A 17618-nucleotide genomic window follows, 5' to 3' on the forward strand; every position below is an offset into this window, starting at 1 on the left:
CGTTCAGTACTATGAGTCTTAATTATCCGGAATTTTTGCTTTTATCTTGACTGTAATCTTTTTGTAATTCAAGTTGAAGTGCGGAATGCAGGTTATTTGTAATGACTGCGGTGAGTGGTTCACTGTTAACCGCTTGGTAATATTCCTTTACTTTGGTATGGGTTGCCTTACTGCCCTTAACCCCTCGTTCAATACCCAAAGGAGCGAGTGCGGTAGCATAACTATCTTGGAGTTTGGATAACTTAATTCTTCCCTGTCCACCTCTGCCGCCAAACATCGCGTCATGACTAACTCTCCCGGTTTTCTCGTTCAATGGCACGATGTAGGCGTGGATGTGTGGGGTACTTTCATCTAGGTGGAGTTCAGCCCTGACGCACTTTGACCCATAGTTTTGAGCTAGCCAATCACGAGATGCGATCGCCCATTGCTGCATCAGTGAATCAGACCACTGCCCAGAAAGAGATGGATCACCAGGGCGGAAATATTCAGGCGATGCCGAGAGAAACATTTCGGTGCATAACACTGCATCCTTTCGGGGTAGATGCTTGAGCGTGGCAATCTTTTCTTTAACTATCTCCTCCAGGGCGCGTGAGTCTTCTCCCCCAATTAACCGGACATTCTCTTTGGTTGGATCTGCGTTGGGTGTTTCTCTGTTTCTGGTAACATGGTCATCACTCCCGGCAACATTGCCGAATGTTTTTAGTTTCTCAATTCTGAGAATGGTTAGTGGCGACATAAAAAATTTATGTTACAAGTGCAGTACTTTGTAGTACCCAAAAACCCCCGTAGGGCGAACGACGGTTTCATGTCATGAGCGCAGCGAGAGATGGCGCAGCCACCCGCAGGGCATGAAACCATAGTGAGTATGGTATACATTATACCCCAGCCCCAAATCCCCTTTTGGGGGAGAATCCACCAGGAGCATTTCACCCAAATAACCCTCAAATTACCCCAATTAGACCCAATTGGCTGTCCTTTGACTGTCGTTGGTTTTTTCCTCTCAACCCGAAAACGACTGTCATTTGACTATCCTTTCACTGTCAATTGTGTATCCTTTGGGGGTAATTGGGGTAATTTTGGGGAGAAATGGGGGTGTTTTGCCACATGGGAGTTCTTGTATCAAAGTACACTATGGACATAGTGTGACAACTGAGCTTTGTCACTTTTTGTCACTCATTAGACTACAAAAATCAAGCTGACGGGTTGAAGAGAGTGAACTGTACAGTCGCTTTTGTCGTGATTGTGTAGTTCTTCAGTAGTATTTTTTGATGGGTGTTGCTTATGCTTCTGCTTTTCAATTTTGACTCTCAACAAACTTTCCGCCAAATATGGCGTACTGTGCGTCAAAAAAAGATGGATTACAGAGCTTAAAAGCTTTTAAGCGAATTTCAGGGTAATTTACCAATTATTGGGAGCAAATGGGAGACTTCTTATAAGTATTGGGAACTGTTCTTCTTTATTGGGAATTTTTGAGCTAATGAGAATTTTGTTACTGGATGATGTAAAAGGTGTAAAAAGGTAGGAAACAAATTGGAGAATTGGGAGATATTGGATAGATATTGTCGAGATATTGGGAGATGTTGAATGTAGTTGGTGAGAATTGGGAAAATGGATGTTTTGTCGAGGTTTTATCTCAGATGCACGAATTTACTCAAATCAATAAACTAGTGCCAAAACTGTAATATTTATTGATAAATGTGTCAATAATCACGGTTTGAGCGGTTTATATTGAGAGTAATTGTTAGTTGTGTATGCAAAAAAAGGGTCAAAAACAGGGGTAAATTTTTTTTGTGGATTTTGTAGATTTAATGTTGAGTCTTGGTTCTCTTTCAAGCCGAATGCTCAACGTTCACTTTTCTTGTGAACAACTACGATAGCCAAGCGATCGCGCATCTTGTGGTCAACCTAATCCAAGATAAAATCAGGAACGAAAAAATGAAATTGATGATGAGCCAGGGGTAAGCGATGGAAGTCAAAAGCGAAGTGACAATATTTGGTATCCCCAAAAATTAGAAAACCAAGTGCAATCAATGTTAGAAGCAGACCAATCTGTAGGATTAGTCTACGCCTGGTCGGTGATCGTTGATGAAAATGATGCAATTATAGGAATAATTGATATTAAGTGTACTTAGTTTGAGGCTAGCGATCGCCTTTGAAAAAACTTTGCGATTTACTGACTTTATATAACAGCTAAGTAGGTAGGAACAATTAAAGCGAACTATGTAAACTTATGTAAAGCACCAGAAACGCTTTGAATACAAGCTTTTAAGCGATTTACATTTCTTAATCTAGTTGTGTTTTTTAGCGCCTACCTACTTATATGGCTTTACGTAAAACTCATAATGCCTTACTTAGTATAAAAATCTCTCTATATAGGTCATATTGAGCAGTTGAAGGGGTTCAGCCGGGATACGCGCAAATTCAGTAGATCGAAAACTTTTGTAAGTTGACGAAATAATCAGGGTTTCAGGCGACGTTTTTGGGCTGATGATTGTGATCGCTTGCACTGCACTTTTAACCCAGCAACAACGCCCGTTCCTTGAAAAGCAGACTCTAACACCCCTTGCGGCAAATTATGTTCCTAAACTCAAATGAACGCCTGGTAAGGGTTCTGGAAAACTTTTCGATCTACTGAAAGTTTATTTAAATATTTGCTTAACTGTATGCTACTTTATATGGAGCTAATCTTAAAGGCGCTAAGCTCAAGGGTTCTAATTTAGAGGGAGCTAAACTCAAAGGAGCTAATATTGAAGAAGCTATCAAGTAAAACTTGTATAGCTTTATACAAATTCTTCTGAATTTATCTCACAGTTAAGGCGAGTAGAAGTAACTCTTTTACTCGCTTAGAAAATAGAAACAAATGTATCCAGCAGAATTAAGCTGTTGGACATTTAACTTGCATATTACCTGGAAGTAAAAGTCTTGTGGGGTGGGCATCTTGCCCGCCCTGGTTATGCAAATTAAAAGTACATTAGCTTAGTAAATTTAATTTATATTAGGAAAATAACATGACTACTTCAGAAATAGCTAATTTGGAACAGCAAGAGAAAAAACAAACTTTAGTTATTGGTGAAAATTTATCAGTTGAATCAGTCCAAAAAAAACTGTTTACTTTTAAAGTAATTGAATATTTATTGCTCGCAGCCTTTTTTTCTGCTGTGATTGTTGTGATTTTTTATCCATCAGATAAAACACTTGTAACATCTGGAGCAATATCCTTAAGTTTTTCGTTTTTTTTGCTACTTGTTAACAGACAATTAATTCAGGATGCTAAGAAATCTATTAATCAGTTTGAGATTACTAGAAAAGCTCAACTGTATACTTATCTATTAAATAATAATTCTTGGAATAAAGATACAGCCGCTTTGACAAGAGGAAAAGCTTTACAGTACTGTCAAGATTTAATTGATGATTATAAAAAAGTTCGGAGTTCAGCCAGGAACCTTTATTATGGGCTGCAAATAGCAACAGTTATTTTATCAGGAGTCACACCAATTTTAGTTTTGGTAGACAAATTAGAAGCAGGACAAGCTTGGCTCAAGTGGCTACCTGTTCTCTGCCCAGCTATTGCCTCTATAGTCGCTAGTATAGTTACCTCTTTTCCTTTTCAGAAGAATTCTATTGCTGCTAATACAGCAGTTGAGTTATTGGAAGCAGAACAAGAGAAGTTTATATTGGGCGTGACTCCTTCTTACCGTTGTTATGATGTATCCGATGAAACTCAACAGCAGCAAAGGGCTAGCCAAGCATTAGAATATTTTATTGTGCAAGTGAATAATATTCATCTCAACCAACTACAACAAGCTCCTGAACAACAGTCCGAGAAGGCAGAATCATCTCCACCTAATGAGTTAAAGCAAGAGCAAAGTTAATAACATTTGGCGGTAATTTTAGCTTAACTTAGGTTACAGGGTGCAAAAACAATGAACATAAGATTTGCAAACCAATATGAATTTATACCGCGCTACTTTCGCCTAGCTCTTGCCAACGTCCTATCGAATATTATGGTACCACTGGCTAATTTGGTCAGTGTCATATTCTTAGGTCATCTTGAAGAAATTCACCACTTTGCTGGAGTCACCCTCGCTGGCAACTTGCTTAACTTTCTCTACTTTGTTTTACTCTTTTTACGAATGGGAACGACTGGAGTAACAGCGCAAGCAGTGGGGCGAGATGACCGAGAAGGTGTATTGTTGGTGGGACTGCGTAATGGTTTAATTGCTCTGGTGCTGGGGATTGCGCTCATACTCTTGCAGTACCCTTTGGGAGAGCTTGGGTTTGCCCTACTAAATGTTACCCCAGAGATCAAATCTTCAGGTCTTGCCTATTTCAACACCCAAATTTGGGCAGCACCTGCGGTTTTGCTCAATTTTGTCATGATAGGTTGGTTACTAGGGCGGGAAAAAAATGGCTTAGTTGTGCTGTTGTCAGTCGTTGGCAATGGTGTCAAAATCGCACTTGACTACTTGTTTATTATCCACTTTGGATGGGAAAGCACAGGGGCAGGAATTTCTTCTGCAACAAGCCAATATTTATCGTTGTTGGTGGGATTGATCTTTTTTTACACAGAAATCCAGTGGATTGAGGTACGAGCCGTTGCTGGAAAAATATGGGAAATCTCAGCTATAAAATCTAACTTGACCCTCAATGGAAACATTTTTATCAGCAATTTAGTTCTTATGTTTATCTCCTTAACATTTAACTATCAAGGAGTACAGATGGGGACGATGATTTATGCTCAAAATGCCTTGCTGGCGCAAATAAACACTTTGAATACATATTTTGTAGATGGATTGGGATTGGGTACAGAAACTTTGGTCGGAAACTTTAAAGGAAAAGGAGCTTCACAACAATTAGCACCCCTGGCTGGTGTTTCTGTTTTAACTGCTCTGATGGTAGGAATATTTTTCGGCGGTGTGTGTGTGCTATTTCCCGATACTGTTTTTAGCTTGTTAACTAACCACACCGAAGTCACCTCTAACATAGATACTTTTGTTCCCTGGTTGCTACTCGTCCTGGTACTTAGTTCAATAGATTTCACGCTCGAAGGATATTTCTTGGGTTTGGCACAAGGACATATCCTCCGCAATGTTAGCTTAGTTGCTGTTGCATTGGGGTTTGCACCTATGTATTTTGCTGCCATTAAGTTTTCGAGTAATCATATCTTGTGGTTAAGTCTATGTTTGTTTTATGCAATCAGAATGATGATGTTTAGCATAAAATTACCTGGTACGTTTAGGGGTGATGTTGAGGATGGTGGTGTCTCTCTCCCGGCTTTAGGAGCAGATTCCTCCTTGCCTCTGGCTTTTGAAGAAACCCGTGAACAGATAACGATTGAAAATTTGCAGGTAGGTCAAGATTGAGCAGTGATTTACCAATTAATCTTTTGTCTATAAAATTACAACGGTTATACAAGCTTGTACCTCGCATATTTTTAAAATTGCTTATACAGGTAACAAAATATTAAACTTTATTAATAAAAAATATTTTTTGCAAATGCGTATTTGGTATATGATGAATTTCAATATTATAAATAAAAAAAATACCTGCAAAACAATTAATAATAACTGTCTGTACCTAAGTTTTATTTGGAAGTTCTGGAGCGGCTAGTAAAGTGAATATTGAATCACTTTTGTAGAGTATTGACTTAGTAATTTAAATAAGGCTTTTGAGAGATAGCATAAGCAAAAATCAGCGCCCACGCTTAAATTCACAGATAACCAAGTTTGGATGATAAATTAGCAATGCACAGCAATTCTTCTTTGGAAAAGAAGCCACAACTTACAGAGTACGCAAGATCATTTCCCCTCTCTTATGGTCAACAAGCAATGTGGTTTCTTTACCAGATAGCACCCCAGAGCATTGCTTATAATATATATACGACAGTGCAGATAAGCTCAGAGTTAGACTTGGGGGCATGGCATCGAGCGTGGCAACATATTATAGAACGTCATCCTATTCTGCGAACTACCTATAAACAGCATGAAGATCAACCTGTTCAAGTAGTTCATCCATATCAAGAAGTAGATATTAAGGTGACAGATGCTTCTTTTTGGGATTTAGACTATTTAAAGAAGCAAATTCTGGTAGAAGCTGAACGTCCTTACAATTTGGAAACAGATTCAATACTGCGGGTACATCTGTTTACACGGTCAGCTACCGAACATATCCAAGTACTCGCTCTGCACCACATTGCTGGGGATATTTGGTCTTTTGACATATTATTAAACGAATTCCGAATCCTCTATACCACTGAAGCAAAAACATTGTCTAAAGCTTCCTTACATATTATTGAAAATTCAGATATTTCAAATTTTAAAACAGATAATATCCTCCCTCTTCCCAGGCAATCATACACAAATTATGTGCGTTGGCAGACCGAGATGTTGGCAAGTTCTCAAGGTGAGCATCTCTCGGCATATTGGCAGCAACAATTAGTCGGTGAGTTGCCGATTTTAGATTTACCTGTGGATAAACTGCGGCCAAGTGTGCAGACCTATTGCGGGGCAACACAGATCATCAAATTAGATGAAGAATTGCTCCAAAGGCTGAGGAAGTTGTCGAAATCTGAAAAAACCAGCCTTTATAGAATTTTCCTCGCGGCCTTTTTCGTACTGTTTTACCGCTTATCGGGTCAAGAAGACATCTTAGTGGGCTGTCCGGTGGCGGGTCGGTCTGGTCGAGAGGAGTTTGAAGGAATTGTCGGCTACTTCACAGACCCTGTTGTTTTGCGGGCAAATCTGGCGGGAAATCCCACCTTCAAAGAATTTCTTGCTCAAGTACGTGGCACAGTTTCCGAAGCTAAGGAGCATCAAGATTATCCTTTTCCCCTATTAGTAAAACAGCTTGCGCTTGACCAAGATCCTAGCCGTTCCCCTGTGTTTCAAGTTTCCTTAACTTGGCAAAAGCATGGCTGGTACGATAATGCTCAAAAATCATCTCTAGTGATGTCGCCATACCTAATAGAAGGACATCAACGAGGCGCAGCATTTGACATAGATTTGGCGATTATTGAAGCTGGTAGTGAGTTTCATCTTTGCTGGCAATACAACACTGATTTGTTTGATGCTGCCACTGTAGAACGAATAGCAGGAAATTATCAAACTTTGCTCTTAAGCATCTTAATCAATCCAGAACAAAGTATCTCATCCTTAGCATTGTTGACCGAAGCAGAACGATACCAGTTGTTGGTGGAGTGGAACAATACTACAAAAGAATATTCACTCGATAAGTGCATCCATCAGTTGTTTGAAGAGCAGGTAGAAAAAACGCCCGATGCTGTAGCAGTGGTGTATGAAGATGAACAACTGACCTACCGAGAATTAAACGTTAGGGCGAATCAACTAGCACACTACTTGCAAAAACTAGGTCTAGTACCAGAAGTTTTAGTGGGGATTTGTGTAGAGCGATCGCCATTAATGCTAATCGCATTGTGGGGAATTCTCAAAGCGGGTGGTGCTTATGTGCCTTTAGATCCAGCCTACCCAAGCGATCGCTTGGCTTATATGTTGAATGATTCTCAAGCGCAGGTATTGCTAACTCAAAAGCAATTAGTGGACTCATTACCAAATACTGGTTTACAGGTAATCTATTTAGATACCGATTGGGAGTTGATCGACACTCACAGCGAGAAAAACCCACAAACTGAGGTAAAAACCAATAATTTGGCTTATGTGATTTATACCTCTGGATCTACGGGAAAGCCGAAAGGGGTGATGATTGAACATCGATCTTTGGTAAATTTCATTCAATCGCTAAAAGATGAGTATGGGATAAGGGAAAGCGATCGCGTCCTCCAATTTGTATCTATCAGTTTTGATGGCGCAGCCGAAGAAATCTATCCCTGTCTGATCTGTGGTGCAACGCTAGTGTTGCGTACTGCCGAGATGTTGAGTTCTGTCTCCACATTTTTGCAGAAATGCTGGGAATGGAAGCTAACAGTATTGCCCTTGGTAACAGCGTACTGGAACCAGTTAACGTCGGAATTAGCAACAACAAATCAGACTCTACCGACCTCAGTCCGACTGTTGTGTATTGGGGGAGAAACATGGCTGCCAGAAAAATTGAAGCTGTGGCAAAAATGTATGGACGAGCGATCGCGTGTCCATAATTTAAAAGAACTGCCGCTGTTAATGAATGGATACGGACCTACGGAAGCAACGGGATTGGCAACGATTTATAACTTATCGAAGCTTGTAATAGACGATACACGACCGCAGCAACTGATTGGCAAAGTTCTTGGTAATGTGCAAATCTACATCCTCGATCGCTATCTGCAACCCGTCCCGATTGGTGTAGCAGGTGAATTGCATATTGGGGGTGTGGGTTTAGCCAGAGGTTATCTGAACCGTCCAGATTTAACAGCCGCGAAATTTATTACTCACCCCTTCAACAAATTAGAACGTCTCTATAAAACAGGAGACTTGGCTCGTTATTTACCTGACGGGAATATCGAGTTTTTGGGTCGAATTGACAATCAAGTGAAGGTGCGGGGTTTTCGGATCGAACTAGGGGAAATCGAAACTGTACTTATCACCCACCCACAAGTATCAGAAGCAGTAGTGATCGACTCTGATGATATTCCGGGGTCTAAACGCCTAGTTGCTTATGTAGTGACTCGCTCACAGCCGGAAATTAAAAATCAATTGCGTTCTTTCCTCAAACAGAAGTTGCCAGACTACATGGTACCATCTGCTTTTGTGGTTTTGGATGCTCTGCCCCTCACTCCCAATGGCAAGGTCAATCGCCGTGGACTTCCTAAGCCTGACCAAACTAGACCTGACATAGAAGCAAATTACGTCGCACCCCAAAGTGATGCAGAGCGAAGCATTGCTGCTGTTTGGCAAGAGGTACTTCACTTAGAGAGTATATGTATCTACGACAACTTTTTTGAAATTGGTGGTCATTCCTTGCTTGCCACCCAAGTTATATCTCGGCTGCGTAAAGTCTTCCAGATGGATCTATCCTTACGCACCTTATTTGAAGCACCAACTATAGCTAGTCTTGCTGAGTATTTTCAGATGATTCATGAGACATTACCAGGACTCGAAGGTTCTTCTAATATTTCTGATGATGAGTACGAGGAGGTTGAGATATGAATATATATAACTTCCTGTCTTATCTGCGTAGTTTAGATGTGAAACTCTTTCTTGATGGAGAGCGGCTACGATGCAAAGCTCCTAAAGGAATCTTGACACCACAACTCCAGGCTCAAATAGCTGAACGCAAAGCAGAGATACTGGCATTTCTACACCAAAATAGTCTTTCTGCAATTGAGCCAGTTAGCAGGACAGGAAACCTCCCGCTCTCCTTTGCACAAGCGAGATTGTGGTTCCTTGACAACTTACAGCCCAATAGTGCATTCTACAACATCCCAATCGTCTGGCGTTTTAACGGTCAACTCAACGTAGCTGCACTACAGTCAAGCCTGAACGAAATTATTTGTCGTCATGAAGCGTTACGTACAAACTTTGTAACACAAGAGGATCAACCCATTCAGGTTATTGCTGCAACTCTTTCTTTGCAACTAGAAATCGTGGACTTGCTTCATCTGCCTCAAGGGGAGCGAGAAGACGACATGCAACGATTGGTTACAGCTGAAGCAGTGCGACCATTTGATCTAGAGCGAGAACCTTTAATACGTGCTACTCTCTTTCAGGTTAGCTCAACAGAATATGTGTTTCTGCTAACAGCACACCACATTATTTTTGATGGTTGGTCAACGGGTGTATTCGTCCAAGAGTTAACAACACTCTACACTGCATTCTGTACTGACAAACCCCTCCAAAAAGTTTTGGAACTACCTGAATTACCCGTACAGTATGCCGACTTTGCTGTTTGGCAGCGACAGTGGTTGGAACAAGAGGCGTTTGCACAGTTATCTTATTGGAAGCAACAACTTGAAGGCGCTCCCACCTTACTAGAACTTCCCACTGACAGACCAAGACCTGCCGTACAAACAAACCGGGGAGGTCATCAACAATTTATACTTCCTCGGTCGTTAGGTGAGGCGATCGCCAATCTTGGCAAACGTGTAGGAGCGACCCCGTTTATGACGTTTTTTGCGGCATTTGTTACCTTACTTTATCGCTATACAGGGGAAAAGGACATCGTAGTGGGTACGCCCGTTGCTGGTCGCAATCAACCGGAAATAGAAGGGATAATTGGTCTTTTTGTCAATACTTTAGTGCTGCGTACTGATTTGTCAGGCAACCCCAGTTTTGAACAGTTGCTGATTATGGTGCGGGAAGTAGCACTCGAAGCTTATGCTCATCAAGACCTGCCCTTTGAGAAATTGGTAGATGCTTTGCAACCTGCACGTTCTTTAAGTCACTTACCTCTGTTTCAGGTGATGTTCGATCTCCAGAATGTTCCTATACCATCTTTGGATTTGCCTGAGATAACTGTAAGTTCATTTCCTATAGAAACGGGAACAGCTAAGTTCGATTTGGCTCTATCAATTGAGAATACTGCTTCTGAATTGATAACCGAATGGGAATACAATAGCGACCTGTTTGATGATTCAACGATCGCTCGTATGGCAGGAAATTTCCAAACGTTGGTGACAGGAATTGTCGCAAATCCCCAGCAGCCCATTTCCCAATTACCACTGCTAACAGAAATTGAGCAACATCAATTGTTAGTTGAGTGGAATAATACACAGGTAGATTATCCATTAGATAAATGTATCCATCAGTTGTTTGAGAAGCAAGTGGAGCGTAACCCTGATGCTTTAGCTGTGCTGTATGAAGGGGAACATCTGACCTACGGAGAATTAAACACCAGGGCAAACCAACTGGCACACTACTTGCAAAAACTAGGTGTAGTACCAGAAGTTTTAGTGGGGATTTGTGTAGAGCGATCACCATTAATGCTAATCGCATTGTGGGGAATTCTCAAAGCAGGTGGTGCTTATATGCCTTTAGATCCAGCCTACCCAAGCGATCGCTTGGCTTATATGTTGAATGATTCTCAAGCGCAGGTATTGCTAACTCAAAAGCAATTAGTGGACTCATTACCAAATACTGGTTTACAGGTAATCTATTTAGATACCGATTGGGAGTTGATCGGCACTCACAGCGAGAAAAACCTACAAACTGAGGTAAAAACCAATAATTTGGCTTATGTGATTTATACCTCTGGGTCTACGGGAAAACCGAAAGGAGTAATGATTGAACATCGGTCTTTAGTAAATTTCACCCAATCGGCAAGAGATGAGTATGGGATAAACGATCGCGATCGCGTCCTGCAAGCTGCATCTATCAGCTTTGACTCGGCAGGCGAAGAAATCTATCCCTGTCTGATCAGTGGTGCAACGCTAGTGCTGCGTACTGCCGAAATGTTGAGTTCTGTCTCCACATTTTTGCAGAAATGCCGGGAATGGAATCTGACGGTATTGATATTGGTAACAGCGTACTGGCATCAGTTAACGTCGGAATTGGCCACAACAAATCAGACCCTACCGACCTCAGTACGACTGTTTGCTACCGGAGGAGAAAATTTGCTGCCAGAAAAATTGAAGCTGTGGCACTCGTGTATGGAGGAGCGATCGCGTCTCCATAATTTAAAAGAACCGCCACTGTTGATAAATGGATACGGTGCTACAGAAGCAACGATATTCACAACATTGTATAACTTATCGCAGCTAGTAATAGAAGATACACGACCACAGCAACTGATTGGCAGAGCTATTGGTAATACACAAACCTATATCCTCAATGAGGAACTGCAACTCGTTCCCATTGGTGTCCCAGGCGAATTGCACATCGGAGGTGTCGGTTTAGCCAGAGGTTATCTCAACCGCTCCGATTTAACAGCCGCAAAATTTATTACTCACCCCTTTAACAAATTAGAACGTCTCTATAAAACAGGAGACTTGGCTCGTTATTTACCTGACGGGAATATCGAGTTTTTGGGTCGAATTGACAATCAAGTGAAGGTGCGGGGTTTTCGGATCGAACTAGGGGAAATCGAAACTGTACTTATCACCCACCCGCAAGTATCAGAAGCAGTAGTGATCGACTCTGATGATATTCCAGGGTCTAAACGCTTAGTTGCTTATGTAGTGACTCGTGCGAAATCCGAAATCAAAAATCAATTGCGCTCCTTCCTCAAACAGAAGTTGCCAGACTACATGGTACCATCTGCGTTTGTGATTTTGGATGCTCTGCCCCTTACCCCTAATGGCAAGATTGATCGTCGTGGACTTCCTAAGCCTGATACAGCACGTTATGAACTAGAAAAAGATATAGTTGCACCGCGCACAGAGTCTGAAGAAATACTAGCCAAAATCTGGTGTGAGGTTCTGCACCTAGAACAAATTGGCATCCATGACAACTTCTTTGAACTAGGCGGAGATTCCATTCTCAGTATTCAGATTATTTTTAAAGCAAAACTTGCTGGACTGCAACTGAGTGCCAAGCAGATATTTCAACATCAGACGATCGCTGAATTGGCAGAAGTGACGTTAGTCACTCAAACGGTGAGGGCAGAACAAGGGCTAGTAACTGGAACATTACCTCTAACGCCCATTCAGCAATGGTTTTCTGCACAAAATTTCCCAGAACCTCACCACTTCAACCAGTCATTGCTGCTGAAAGTACCGCAAACACTTGACCCCAATCTTTTGTCGCAGGTAGTGCAACAATTATTGTTACATCATGATGCACTGCGCTTACGTTTTGTGCAGTCTGACTCAGATTGGCAACAGATTAACACTAGCCCTGATGATACTATTCCTTTTTCTCATGTAGATATATCTGCAATATCAGAGGCAGAGCAAAAGGCTGCGATCGCATCTACTGCTGATTCCCTACAAACCAGTTTAAACCTTTCTTTTGGCCCAATAATGCTAGTAGCGTTTTTTAGTCTTGGTACTAAAAAAGCCAGCCGATTACTAATAGTCATCCACCACCTAGCAGTAGATGGCGTTTCTTGGCGGATTTTGTTAGAGGATTTGGAAACAGCTTACCAGCAAATCAGTCGCGGTGAAAAGATTCAGCTTCGCCCCAAGACAACATCTTTTAAACACTGGGCTGAGAAACTGAATTCTTATGCAAGCTCAGATATTGCAAAGAAAGAACTGACTTATTGGCAAGGCATTTCACGTGCAGAGATAACCCATCTACCAGTGGATTATGCATTAGGTGCGAACACTTTAGCATCTGCCCGCATAGTATCAATGTCACTCTCAGCAGAAGAAACTCGCACTCTGTTGCAGGAAGTTCCCAAAGTTTATAAAACTCAGATTAATGATATCCTGCTGACTGCTCTGGTGCAGACTTTAAGTAAATGGACTGGCAGTAGCTCTGTGTTGCTTGACCTTGAAGGTCATGGACGGGAGGATCTTTTTGAAGATGTAGACTTATCCCGGACAGTCGGTTGGTTTACGACAATTTTCCCCGTACTTTTAGAGTTAAAAGCAACAAATAATCTAGGGGATGCAATTAAGTCTATCAAAAAACAACTCCGTGCCGTACCTAATCGAGGCATTGGCTATGGTGTGCTGCGCTATTTGAGTGGGGATGCAGAGATCACCTCTCAACTCTCTGCAATGCCACAGCCTGAAGTAAGTTTCAACTACTTGGGGCAATTCGATTGGGGAATGCAAGAAGATTCTTTCTTAAAACTAGCCCCGGAATCAATGGGAGCAGAACATAGCCAGCAAGAAACTTGTAATCATCTACTAGATATTAACGGACTCGTAGTAGAGAGTCAGTTCAAACTGGATTGGACATACAGCGAAAATTTTCACTCCTCTGCCACAATTGAAAATCTTGCCCAAGATTTTGCAGCAAGCTTGCGATCGCTAATTGCTCATTGTTTATCTGTTGATACTGATGAATCTGAAAAACCAGTAAATAACTTCCAGCTTCAGGAAAATAAAGTTTTAGTTCCCCTACATTTATTAGAACTTCCACAGGATATCTCTGATTTATTACCTGATGATACAGAATTGGCATATCCTCTTGCCAGAATGCAAGAGTTTATGTTGAATTATTACTCAAATGATCATCAGAAAATAGGGGTTTATCATGGACAGGAATCATTTGATATATATGATGACAATCTTTCGTTAAATGCCTTTAAAAAAGCATTAGAAATGCTAGTGCAAAAACATCCGACTTTGAGAACCGTATTTATCACTTCTAACGGAAAACCAGTATGTCAGGTGGTTAAAAAGAATTTGAAATTTTCCATCCATGAGCAAGACATTAGCAACATCAAATCGGATGAACAGGAAAATTACATTGATGAGGTTGTAAAGCAAGACAGGCAAAACTTGTTCAACGTTGAAAATCCCCAGGAGCCACTTTTTCGAGTATGGCTTTTTCGGAAAGCCAAGAATAGATTTGAATTCTTAATGTCAATACATCATGCAATTACAGATGGCTGGAGTAGTATTGAATTCCTTAACCAACTTTACGACTTATATTCTGCTCTCAAGAAAGGAGAAGAAATAACAGTATTACCTGCCGCCAATGTGTACAAAGAATTTGTCGCTTTGGAGAAAGAGATAATTAGCTTACCAGACGCATCAAATTTCTGGAAGCTTCACTTAAGAAACTATACGTATAAACCATTGAAGCCTTTAATCGCTTCAGTAAATCAAGTAGAAACTGTTGCCGAAGAATACCATTTTGACTCAGAAATAATTGCTGGCTTACGTGACTTCTGTCGAAAATTAAAAGTTTCACCAAAAGCAATTTTCTTGAGTACCTACGTTGACCTAATTGCTACTGTAATGAAAGAAAATACAGTTTCTGTAGGAGTTATTTCTAATGGTAGGACAGAAAGATTATCTGATCCATTTGGAGCTTTGGGTTTGTTCTGGAATATTGTTCCCTTGTGTCAAGCAATTATAGGAGATAAAAATGTCCAAATTAAAAATGTGCAGGAATCCCTAATTGATATCGAACCTTATGTTAGATATCCACTTCTACAAATTTTGTCAGACCAACAAGAAATAGAGTTGTTTGTCGCTACGTTTAATTTCGTGAATTTCCATAATGATAAAAATAATTCTGAACATCTTGGCTTAAAAATATACCGGAGAAGGTTACATGACAAGTTCAACTTTCCTTTAAATTATGCTGTGTCAATGGAATCAGTTTCAGGAAATGCAAGCATATATGTGGAATACGATCAGATGTATTTTAGTAGTCAAGATATTCGCTCAATGCTTCAGAATTATCTTGAAATATTAAAAAATACAATAAATAGTGGGTGACAGAAGCTCTATTTATAACTGAATACTTGACAAATATCCTCTGAGATTCAAAATCTAAAATTCTATTCCTTATTCTTTCCCAAGATTTACAACACAGAGACTCACAAGATGAAAACCCTACTTATTGACAATTATGATTCTTATACCTTTAATCTTTACCAATTAATTGCAGCAGTCAATGGAGAGTATCCTACTGTAATTTACAACGATCAATTTGCATGGGATGAACTGCAACAGTGGGAATTTGACAACATTGTGATTTCACCAGGGCCGGGTCGTCCTGAGAATCTCAAAGATTTTGGAATCTGTCGTCAAGCTATTCAAAATACCCAAGTGCCGCTTCTAGGGGTTTGCCTTGGACATCAAGGACTTGGTAATGGGTATGGAGGAAAAGTTATTCATGCGCCGGAAGTTCGGCATGGCCGGCTTAGTGATGTTTATCACACTAGTACTGATTTGTTTGCAGGAATTCCTTCTCCTTTCTCTGTTGTGCGCTACCATTCCTTGCTGGTTTCAAATGATCTACCGGACTGTTTAGAAAAAGTAGCGTGGACAGAGGACAACCTGGTGATGGGAATGCGCCATCGCTCTTTGCCGCTATGGGGTGTGCAGTTTCATCCAGAGTCAATCTGTACTGAGTATGGACAAACCCTGTTCGAGAATTTTAGACAGATTACCTTAAAATTTGCCCAAGAGCGCGGCAATAGTCAGAAAAAACAGTATTGGATAGGAAATAGCGGGACTGCTCCAATACCTTCAAGTTCTTCTTGCCAAAAACAGCAACAGGAATTTGAACTTTGTACGCGCAAGCCGAATCTGTATCCTGATACTGAGCAGATGTTTGTGCATTTGTTTGGCAACTCACCAAATGCATTCTGGTTAGACAGCAGTCGTGTTGAAGCCGATCTTTCCCGCTTTTCCTTCATGGGAGATAACAGTGGCGAAAACAGTCTCCTGATTCATTATCAAGCGCGATCACAAGAACTCACCGTTACCAAGTCCGATATCATCAGCCTTAGAACAGAGGGGATTTTTGAGTATCTCCAGCATGAAATTGAACGGCGACATTGCTCATCTGATGATTTACCCTTCGATTTCAACTGCGGGTTTGTGGGTTACTTTGGATATGAACTAAAGGCAGAGTGCGGAGCTAAATTAAACTACCCCTCTACCTTACCCGATGCCATGTTTCTGTTGGCCGATCGCATGATTGTAATCGATCACCAAGAGCAAACCCTCTATCTACTCTGCCTAATTCAGCAGGGACAAACAGCCGCCTCTGAAGCCTGGTTTGAATGGATCAGACACCAGATTGAGAACCTTCCTCCCCTGTCACCTGTTGTTCCTGAGAAGAAAGAGACACCTGTTATCTTCCGATTAAACCGGTCTAAAAAGACTTATCTTGATGATATTGAGACATGTTTGCAGGAAATTCACGAAGGAGAAACTTATCAAGTTTGTTTAACAAATAAGATTCACACAGACACGACACCCGATCCACTGGCGTTCTATCGTTCATTACGCCGCATCAATCCTGCTCCTTACTCTGCATTTTTGCGTTTTGGCGATGTAGCGATCGCCTGCTCATCTCCAGAGCGATTTCTGCACATTGATCACCAAGGTTGGGTAGAAACAAAGCCCATTAAGGGAACACTACCACGAGGAAAAACACCCAAAGAAGATTTTATCCTGCGTGAAAGATTGCGGAACAGCGAAAAAGATCGGGCGGAAAATTTGATGATTGTAGATTTGCTTCGCAACGATCTAGGACGGGTTTGTGCAGTCGGTACTGTTCATGTTCCCAAATTGATGGATGTAGAAACCTATGCCACAGTACATCAACTGGTAACGACCATTCGCGGTCATTTACGCGCCGATATGAGCGCCACAGACTGCATTCGTAATGCCTTTCCCGGCGGTTCTATGACAGGCGCTCCCAAGCTCAGAACCCTTGAGATTATTGATCGATTAGAGCAGTCAGCACGGGAAGTTTATTCAGGAGCGATCGGCTTTTTGGGATTGAATGGTTCAGCTGACTTGAATATTGTCATTCGCACTGCTGTGTTGACTCCAGAGCAAACCTCGATTGGCGTTGGCGGCGGCATTGTAGCGCTTTCTGATCCTGAGATGGAGTTTCAAGAAACAATGTTGAAAGCAAAGGCATTGATTCATGCCATGATGCTCACAACGCATGGAACCCTTGATCCTGACCAATATTACATCCAGGGAATAGAGACAGAGACTTTTGATAGCTCTAAAAAAGTGCGGGCATAGGTGTATAAATTGTTGAAATCTAATTCCAAAAAGTCTAAAATTACTTTAATTTGCGAACAGTTGCCAACACTTTTTAATCAGTTAGATAATCCGATTCACATTCACAGATTGCCGT

At 41.2% G+C, this 17618-nt stretch carries 7 protein-coding genes; 6 read left to right on the forward strand and 1 reads right to left on the reverse strand.

Translation table 11 applies throughout. The annotated features are described in order from the left end of the window. Positions 1-22: 22 nt before the first annotated feature. Positions 23-736 (reverse strand): MobV family relaxase, encoded by a 714-nt coding sequence (gene mobV / locus ACYTXL_RS30935; RefSeq protein ID WP_461927962.1) that lies wholly within the window; start codon positions 734-736, stop codon positions 23-25. Between the two features lie 1923 nt (positions 737-2659). On the opposite strand from mobV, the gene ACYTXL_RS30940 reads away from it, so the two are divergent. The 6 genes from ACYTXL_RS30940 (at position 2660) to pabB (ending at position 17503) form a co-directional block, all read left to right on the forward strand. Further along, on the forward strand, positions 2660-2767 hold the full coding sequence (locus ACYTXL_RS30940; protein ID WP_461927979.1) for a pentapeptide repeat-containing protein: 108 nt from the start codon (positions 2660-2662) through the stop codon (positions 2765-2767). A 241-nt stretch (positions 2768-3008) separates the two neighbouring features. Then, the gene (locus ACYTXL_RS30945; protein ID WP_461927963.1) at positions 3009-3872 is read left to right on the forward strand and encodes a DUF4231 domain-containing protein; all 864 of its coding nucleotides are present in this window, start codon (positions 3009-3011) and stop codon (positions 3870-3872) included. Between the two features lie 51 nt (positions 3873-3923). Further along, a complete protein-coding gene (gene gntT / locus ACYTXL_RS30950; RefSeq protein WP_461927964.1) occupies positions 3924-5363 on the forward strand; it encodes a guanitoxin biosynthesis MATE family efflux transporter GntT in 1440 nt (479 codons plus the stop codon). Positions 5364-5744: 381 nt separating this feature from the next. After that, complete coding sequence (locus ACYTXL_RS30955; protein WP_461927965.1) at positions 5745-9098, forward strand: non-ribosomal peptide synthetase; 3354 nt, start codon at positions 5745-5747, stop codon at positions 9096-9098. After that, entirely contained in the window at positions 9095-15229 is a 6135-nt protein-coding gene (locus tag ACYTXL_RS30960) for an amino acid adenylation domain-containing protein (protein WP_461927966.1), read from the forward strand. The genes ACYTXL_RS30955 and ACYTXL_RS30960 overlap by 4 nt, the downstream gene beginning before the upstream one ends. Positions 15230-15337: 108 nt before the next feature. Then, positions 15338-17503: an aminodeoxychorismate synthase component I gene (gene pabB / locus ACYTXL_RS30965; protein ID WP_461927967.1), complete on the forward strand. Its 2166-nt coding sequence runs from the start codon at positions 15338-15340 to the stop codon at positions 17501-17503. Positions 17504-17618 lie beyond the last annotated feature (115 nt).

The sequence above is a fragment of the Nostoc sp. genome (assembly GCF_054880495.1).